Genomic DNA, 7345 nt, shown 5'->3' with positions numbered 1-7345 from the left:
TGCTACGTTTCTTGCTTACATTAAACCTGATCATAGCATTGGATTGTTAGAGGCATCCATACACGTAATAGTTGATGAAGGGTGTGCAATAAAAAATATCGGATATATAGGAGGCTGGTATGTTGAACCTGAATACCGAAGGAAGGGTACAGGGTCCAAATTAATGAAAACAGCAGAGCAATGGATTATGGTCCTTATTTAATCCAATCATTAGAAATTTGGTTTTTATCAGGCTTCAACCAGTATACAATCAATATTGTTTAATTTCATAAAGGAAGTTTTATGTTCAACGTCAAAACGAAGTATCTGTCGATCGTTCCTTTTATGTTTTTCATTTCTTCATATGCAATGGCGACAGAAAATGCAGGCATGTCTGCATTTTATGCTGACGATAGAAATAAGCAGGCTTTCAACAATGCAGTCAAGGGTGGCATGCTTGCGAAAAGCAGGGAACAAATGATGGTACTTTGCGAGAAAGAAAAAGAGAAAAATAAATCAATGAATTGTGAATGTATTGCGGAGGCGCTAAACGATATTACAGATGAAGAGATGTTCTATGAGAGTGTAACCTCATATCGGGAATACCAGGAAAGGGTACAGGCAGCGAAAGACAACGACCAGGAAAAGCTGGAACAGTTAAAACAGAAACATGCTAAACGTATCGGTCTGGGGCAAAAAATCGACAAGGCATGCAGTAAAAAATAATAAGATTGTGTGATGTCAGTCTTGTGTCAAAAAATCGGGATGCAGTGGACAGAGTAAAAGGATGATAGCAACAACAAGGAGACGTTTATGCAAATCGAACCCTATTTATTTTTTGAAGGCCGTTGCGAAGAAGCGCTGGAGTTTTACAAAAATGCGCTGGGTGCAGAAGTTACTATGCTGATGCGTTTCAAAGACAGTCCTGACCAGGAAGCATGCCCGGTGGATGACGATAATAAAATCATGCATGCTGCTTTTAAAATTGGGGAATCACCTGTTATGGCTTCAGATGGCCATTGCGGTGGAAATCCCTCGTTTCAGGGTATCTCACTTTCAATTGGATTGACGGATGTTACTGATGCTGAGAAAAAGTTTAACGCACTCGCTGATGGCGGCGAAGTTGTCATGCCATTGGAGAAAACATTCTGGTCGCCCAGCTTCGGGGTCGTTAACGATAAATTTGGCATATCGTGGATGATCAATGTCATGGAATAATTTCGACTTAAGGGATATGCATGAATTTACAAATGTTAACTGACTTCTTTATGTGGTGCACCGTCATTAATGGAGGCCTGTTGATCTTCTGGACCATTATGTTTATGTCAGCACCGAATTTGGTATATCGTACGCAGAGTAAGTTTTTTCCCATTCCTCGCGACACCTTTAATATCGTTATGTACTCATTCCTTGGGTTATTTAAAGTCTTATTTCTGGTATTTAATGTAGTGCCGTATTTCGCCTTGTTGATTATTGCTTGATAGGTTTTGATCTCTATGCAGTAGCAAAGCACACTTCGCTAAAGAATTTTGTAGGAGCGCACCTGTGGGGCGCGATAGATTAGTCGTTTTTCTTTGTACATTTCACGGGATCTACCGGGTCCAGGCGTGATGCCCACAAATCATTATCCCTTTCCCATCGGTAGAGCGTAAGCGGGTACTTATTTTCCTGGTCGGTAATTTCATAAGCGGTCTGAGGCTTTGAATTCCACTGAAATTCACAGTAATAATCGTGTCGATAAGTGCGGTAAAGAACAACCAATGTGTTTTCTCCAGCCTCTAAATCCAGCGTATAGACGGATTCCACTTGCTTCCCGTTGGCATTTACAATGGCATGACTGGATTTGATAAACGCATAGTTATCGCCCTTGTATACCGGTGCTTTTACACATGCACTGACACATAAAATGACTATTAAAAATATGAATCGCGCGTTCATTCTGCAGTTAAACCAAAATTGTAGCCTTCAACATCCTCGCCAAAAATCACACCAAGTCGAATCCCCAATGATTGCCAGCCAAACCAGTCCAGTGGCTTGATATTTATTTGCCAATCAAGACCTGCACCTATTTCAATCAATTGTGTATAACCCAATGCTGTTTCGTTATGACTGAGAAAATTCGTGTAGTTACCATAGGTTTGCCAACGCCAGGGGCGTCCCTCAGTATTAAACCTGGTCGCGCCGCTGATTTTGGCCTCCAGCTTTATCGCATCGTTCCAGTCATAAGTAGCAAGAATGGGATTGTCTTCACTAAAAGAATCGGTATAAATAAGGTTATACTGGACGTCCAGTTCCAGTTTATAATGGCCGTACCACTGAAAATATATAGCTTCTATAGTACCTATCGTGGAGTACATCCAGGCACTGGTATTGACACTGCCATTTTGCTGTGGGTCGGTGAGATTCTGATAGCTGGCATTAGTTTGCAATTCGCTCGCAACCAGCGATAAATAGGGCCGTAACTTGAAATTCTGATTCATGGGAAAGCTCAGTCCCAGTGAGCCTCGCAAGGCTACAACCTGGCGACGCAGGTTAAGGTTTACCGTTTCTCCCTGATCTCCCACTAATAAAATGTCGTCTTTTAATTCTCCACCAACAATTGCAAGTCCCCAATAACCATCAAAGATATGGTTACGTAAAGTAAATTCCGCATTAAAGCCAAGGCTGGAGCGCCAGTTGGTCGACTGCCGGCCTTCCTCATTGAGTTCCAGTGTTGCGCCTTCTAAACCAGGCGAGGTGCTGGCATTAACAAAGGCAATGGCGGATTGGCGGGCATCCGAAATGGTAATCGTACTAACGCCCGGCACGATATCATCTTCCTGGGCAGCGGTTATCCTGGGATTCAACACCAGAACAGTCAACAGAATGATCGGGATGAGTATTTTAAACACAATATGTCTGGATGGGTTGTGCGTCCTGCTCCAGACTATGATACTGAATGAGTGACGAGAATACTAGCGACCGCGTTCGCCCTCTTTTAAACGAAAGCCCAGGGCCATCATATAGACATAGTCAGTGTTGTCACCGGATGGGTTATAAAATACCCTTGCATCGCCACGCAGGAACCATTTTGCTGTTATGCGGTACGACAATCCCAGCCCGCCATTCCACTGTGTTTCGTTTCGCTTATCACCTTCGGAAATGATATCCGCGCCACCGAAACCAGCCACGATGTACGGGCGGAAGCGATGCTGGGTGTTAAAGAATCGGTACACATCGGCATGATATTTTTGTCCGTCAACGACTTCGCCCGCCTGGCTGCCTGTTCTTTTGGTATTCAATGCCGTGTAATTTAATAGCGCCGCCCAACGTCGGGAAAAGTGCATGCCGAATCCCCAGCCCAGGATTCCTGTGTCTTCAAGCTCACGTTTACTATCAAATTGGGTGTAGCCAAGATTAACCGAAAACTCGAGTATGCTGGTTGTTATTTCATCTTTTGCATTTGCTGTTACTGAAAATAATAGCAATAACACGCCGATCATAGCGTGTAGAATTCGAGTTGTGTTTATGTCCAGTTTCATATTGTTAGTTCAAATGCGTAAATATTCCTAGAATTTAAACGCCAGTTTCACTTCCCAATGATCGTAGTCTACTAAAACGCCATCGCCTACATGCACTACCGGGCTATGGGCAAGATGAAAAACGGGTTGTTGTATATTTTTGTTCATTTTTTTTCTTACCCAGGTGTCAATGCTGCCAAGTGGATCCAGTAAAAATAGTGAGATACTGCCCCAGGTTTTAGAACCCCATGCCGTACCACCCCTGGCGCGAATTTCCTGTTCTTTATGATGTGCCCACTCACCGTAAATCCATCCACCGAGTGGTGTCACCACCAGGTCCTGGATAGACGGAACTTCGGCAAACGCTTCAACGCCGTACTCCCAATAGAACGTCGACATTAAGGCTGAATAAACCATAGAATTCCACTGATTGTAACCGGATTTTCTGGCGCCCTGGTAATAAACACCGCCAAAGTAAGGGTGACCTATATAGTTAACGTACCACTTGTCGTTGTCCCACACCGGCCCGGCTTTTACGTTCTCCCACCATTTATCTATTAGCTGGCCTTCTCCGAGTTCCGATTTATCCCACTTGGAAATGTCTTCCGGTAACAGAAGAATAACACCCATCACGGCAAAACCACCTACAAACACCACCTTGCTTACATTCCATAAGCGCTTGCCGTTCTCGCCCGGGCAGGGATTGAATAAAGTGACTTCGTAGGTTAAAGCATCACAGTCTCGCCTGGATTTGGTTTCTTTATTATTTGAAACAGTGGCGTCCGTTTCAGGCTCGCCGTCAGCATCAGTTGCCGCTGCAACTTTGAGTTCACTGATTTTAAGGTTATTCCAGGTGACAAGCGGTGGGTCAAAGTGATCTGTTGTGTATATAGGTGACTCAGCCGCATACGCTACTGAGGCTGAATACAATAGCACCAGAAACAGGATTCTACTCCATTCCATGCGTTATTTTTATTTTCCCTTAGATTACACCTGCGTAACACTGTTGTAACAATTGTCAATTGTTGTGTAATTCTACGTTCTTTCTAATTAGTTAAAGCATATATATACACCTTTTGGCAGCGCACACCTAGCTTTAATCAGAGAAAGATTGCGCTGCGTCAAAATCACAGCTCCAGTTGTCCTGGAAAATAATTCATTTGCATCAAGCTACTTCTCATGACACATCGCACCCATATACGTCACGCATTTTGTTACATTTTTTCTTTGAGCCAATTGCCTTAGATCAAGGTCAGCTTTTATCAAGCGGTGATAATAATGGCCTGATATTACAAACCTAATTCACTATGTATTAGCGATTGCTAAATTAATAGGGCTTGTTTTCCTGCATTGTGTAATTCATAAGCACAAGCAAAGAAATTATTCATTAGGCATGGAGCTAGCGCGCAATAACAATTAAACAAGGAGAGCCGTATGCAATCTCTATGGCGAACGTTCAATGTTGTGCTGGTTTTATATGTCGTATATTTCTCAGCAATAGCCATTGCAGCAGAACCATATGCCGGTTACGGCGGTGGACCGACAAAGAGCGACCATATAGGGGAAAAGGAGTACTCGCCCTATCTTAATCAGGGTTATCCGCAGCGCGTATTCTGGGGTGACACTCACACCCATACTGCCTATTCCACGGACGCCGGTATGGTCGGCAATCGGCTCGGGCCGGATGATGCTTACCGGTTCGCGCGTGGCGAGATCGTTGTCGCCAGTAACGGTGTGCGTGCACGTTTGCAGCGACCACTGGATTATCTTGTGGTGGCGGACCATGCAGAGAACCTGGGTCTGGCGCCCATGATTGCCGAAAAGAATCCGGATTTACTCAAAATTGAATTCGGCAAGAAGATTGCCAACCTGGTGTATGCAGGAAAATATGGTGACGCCTACACCTTATGGGGGGAGGGCATGACCGCGCGCAAGGATCCGCTCAAAGGTCAGGAGGCCCTGACCCGTACCATGTGGCAGCGCTTGACAGCATCAGCAGAGAAATTCAATGAACCGGGCAAGTTTACAGCGCTGATTGGTTTCGAGTGGACATCCAGCCCCGGCGGTAACAACCTGCACCGCAATGTCATATTCCGCGACGGTAAAAACAGGGCCGATCAGATCATTCCCATCTCCAACTACGATACCTCCGATCCGGAAGAGCTGTGGAAATGGATGGCAGCGTATGAAAAAAAGACCGGTGGCCGGTTGCTTGCAATCCCGCACAACGGAAATCTTTCCAACGGACTGATGTTCGATGATGTGACATTCACAAAGAAGCCATTAATCCGCGACTATGCCGAGCGCCGCATGCGTTGGGAACCGGTGTATGAAGTCACGCAGATCAAAGGTGATGGTGAGGCGCATCCGTCATTATCACCAAACGACGAGTTTGCCGACTATGGCACCTGGGACAAGGGTAGCTTTGGTCCCGAGCCGAAGACCAAAGACATGTTGCCGCGCGAATACGCGCGTGAGGCATTAAAGCGGGGCTTGGCAATCGAGCAAAAGCTGGGCGCTAATCCTTTTAAATTTGGCATGATCGGATCTACCGACACTCACACTTCACTGGCGACCACCGAAGAAAACAACTACTTCGGCAAGGCCACACCGGGAGAGCCCAGCGCCATGCCGGGCCGTTTTCGGGAAAAAATCACCGGCTATTTCCAAAAACCAGGCGGTCCGGATATCACCATACGTCATGTACAAACACTCGCTGCCGGTTTAGCGGCAGTGTGGGCCACTGACAATACCCGTGAAGCGATATGGGATGCTTTTGCGCGCAAAGAAGTATACGCCACTACCGGCACGCGAATGACAGTACGCGTGTTTGCCGGTTGGGATTTTACCAAGGAAGACGTACAACGTCCGGATTTTGCTAAAACAGGTTACCAGCGCGGCGTGCCCATGGGCGGTGATTTATCAAAAGCACCCAAAGGTAAAGCGCCGACCTTTGTAATACGAGCACTCCGTGATGTTGATGGCGCCAATCTGGATCGTATTCAGATTATAAAAGGCTGGCTGGACAGTAACGGCAAAACTCACGAACAGGTTTACGATGTGCTGTGTTCAGATAAACGCAAGATCAATAAAAAACATCGTTGCAGCAAGCCGGTAGGCAATACCGTCAATGTCAAGCAAGCCACTTACACCAATAGCATTGGTGATGCCTTGATGCTGGCGTACTGGAAAGATTCCAAATTCGATCCAAAGCAAAAGGCTTTTTATTATGTGCGTGTGCTGGAAATCCCGACGCCGCGCTGGACCACTTACGATGCCGCGTTCTTCGGTGTTGACCTGCCGAAAGACGTACCAGCCAGTCATCAGGAACGCGCCTATACCTCGCCAATTTGGTACACGCCAAATTGAAGATAATGATAAGGAGATATAAGTAAATAGATTTAAACTACAAAGCATGTGTGAATATACATGTAGCAAAATCAACCAGGGTATCACTGCAATGAATACGATCAAAAAAATTACTTTCCTGACATCTATTGCCGCAATTGCGCTTGCGTGTATTTTCTTACAGAGTGGTTGCAGTAAATCCGAGCAATCCTCTGTTACGGAAGCGTTCCATTACGATCAAGCAGCCTTGCCGGGTGCAAAGCCCTGGTCAACCGAGAACTTCAGGAACAATCCCGACAACTTTCAGTTTGCCATTATCGGTGATCGAACCGGCGGCGCCAACGCACTCGGTACCTTTAAGTTAGCCATGGATCAGATAAATTTGCTCCAGCCGGAATTCGTCATTAACGTCGGTGATAATATTGAAGGCTACAGTAACGAAAAGGCCGAGTTGAATGACGAGTGGGATCAAATTGATACTATGCTAAAGCAACTCGAGATGCCATTTTTCCGTACGC

Annotated in this window: 10 protein-coding genes; 6 read left to right on the top strand and 4 right to left on the bottom strand. The window is 45.6% G+C overall.

What is annotated here, in order from left to right; genetic code table 11:
* The 4 genes from ACWVCM_RS16210 to ACWVCM_RS16195 all read left to right on the top strand — a co-directional run.
* Positions 1-202, top strand: a 202-nt coding sequence (locus ACWVCM_RS16210; protein WP_455202811.1) for a GNAT family N-acetyltransferase, incomplete at its 5' end; no start/stop codon positions are given.
* An 80-nt stretch (positions 203-282) separates the two neighbouring features.
* Entirely contained in the window at positions 283-705 is a 423-nt protein-coding gene (locus ACWVCM_RS16205; RefSeq protein ID WP_455202810.1) for a hypothetical protein, read from the top strand.
* 87 nt (positions 706-792) lie between these two features.
* Entirely contained in the window at positions 793-1197 is a 405-nt protein-coding gene (locus ACWVCM_RS16200; protein ID WP_455202809.1) for a VOC family protein, read from the top strand.
* A 20-nt stretch (positions 1198-1217) separates the two neighbouring features.
* On the top strand, positions 1218-1460 hold the full coding sequence (locus tag ACWVCM_RS16195; RefSeq protein WP_455202808.1) for a DUF6868 family protein: 243 nt from the start codon (positions 1218-1220) through the stop codon (positions 1458-1460).
* Between the two features lie 79 nt (positions 1461-1539).
* Here the strand turns inward: ACWVCM_RS16195 and ACWVCM_RS16190 are convergent, their stop codons facing one another.
* The 4 genes from ACWVCM_RS16190 to ACWVCM_RS16175 all read right to left on the bottom strand — a co-directional run bounded on the left by ACWVCM_RS16190 (position 1540) and on the right by ACWVCM_RS16175 (position 4442).
* Positions 1540-1917 carry a hypothetical protein gene (locus ACWVCM_RS16190; protein ID WP_455202807.1) on the bottom strand — a complete coding sequence of 126 codons (378 nt, stop codon included), beginning with the start codon at positions 1915-1917 and terminating at the stop codon, positions 1540-1542.
* Entirely contained in the window at positions 1914-2870 is a 957-nt protein-coding gene (locus ACWVCM_RS16185; protein ID WP_455202806.1) for a hypothetical protein, read from the bottom strand. The genes ACWVCM_RS16190 and ACWVCM_RS16185 overlap by 4 nt, the downstream gene beginning before the upstream one ends.
* 63 nt (positions 2871-2933) lie before the next feature.
* Positions 2934-3500: an outer membrane beta-barrel protein gene (locus tag ACWVCM_RS16180; RefSeq protein WP_455202805.1), complete on the bottom strand. Its 567-nt coding sequence runs from the start codon at positions 3498-3500 to the stop codon at positions 2934-2936.
* A gap of 27 nt (positions 3501-3527) precedes the next feature.
* Positions 3528-4442, bottom strand: coding sequence for a DUF3943 domain-containing protein (locus tag ACWVCM_RS16175; RefSeq protein WP_455202804.1), 915 nt, complete (start codon positions 4440-4442; stop codon positions 3528-3530).
* Positions 4443-4913: 471 nt separating this feature from the next.
* Between ACWVCM_RS16175 and ACWVCM_RS16170 the strand changes: the two genes are divergently transcribed.
* Both ACWVCM_RS16170 and ACWVCM_RS16165 read left to right on the top strand, forming a co-directional pair.
* Positions 4914-6848 carry a DUF3604 domain-containing protein gene (locus tag ACWVCM_RS16170; protein ID WP_455202803.1) on the top strand — a complete coding sequence of 645 codons (1935 nt, stop codon included), beginning with the start codon at positions 4914-4916 and terminating at the stop codon, positions 6846-6848.
* A gap of 91 nt (positions 6849-6939) precedes the next feature.
* On the top strand, positions 6940-7345 hold a 406-nt coding region (locus ACWVCM_RS16165), incomplete at its 3' end, for a hypothetical protein (RefSeq protein WP_455202802.1).

This window comes from Kaarinaea lacus, from assembly GCF_975902315.1.
This window is presented reverse-complemented; position numbering and strand designations above follow the sequence as displayed.

Excerpts from the sequence above, each read along its gene's own strand:
- ACWVCM_RS16190 (WP_455202807.1), bottom strand. The coding sequence starts at position 1,917 with ATGAACGCGCGATTCATATTTTTAATAGTCATTTTATGTGTCAGTGCA.
- ACWVCM_RS16205 (WP_455202810.1), top strand. The coding sequence starts at position 283 with ATGTTCAACGTCAAAACGAAGTATCTGTCGATCGTTCCTTTTATGTTT.
- ACWVCM_RS16200 (WP_455202809.1), top strand. The coding sequence starts at position 793 with ATGCAAATCGAACCCTATTTATTTTTTGAAGGCCGTTGCGAAGAAGCG.
- ACWVCM_RS16180 (WP_455202805.1), bottom strand. The coding sequence starts at position 3,500 with ATGAAACTGGACATAAACACAACTCGAATTCTACACGCTATGATCGGC.
- ACWVCM_RS16170 (WP_455202803.1), top strand. The coding sequence starts at position 4,914 with ATGCAATCTCTATGGCGAACGTTCAATGTTGTGCTGGTTTTATATGTC.
- ACWVCM_RS16195 (WP_455202808.1), top strand. The coding sequence starts at position 1,218 with ATGAATTTACAAATGTTAACTGACTTCTTTATGTGGTGCACCGTCATT.
- ACWVCM_RS16175 (WP_455202804.1), bottom strand. The coding sequence starts at position 4,442 with ATGGAATGGAGTAGAATCCTGTTTCTGGTGCTATTGTATTCAGCCTCA.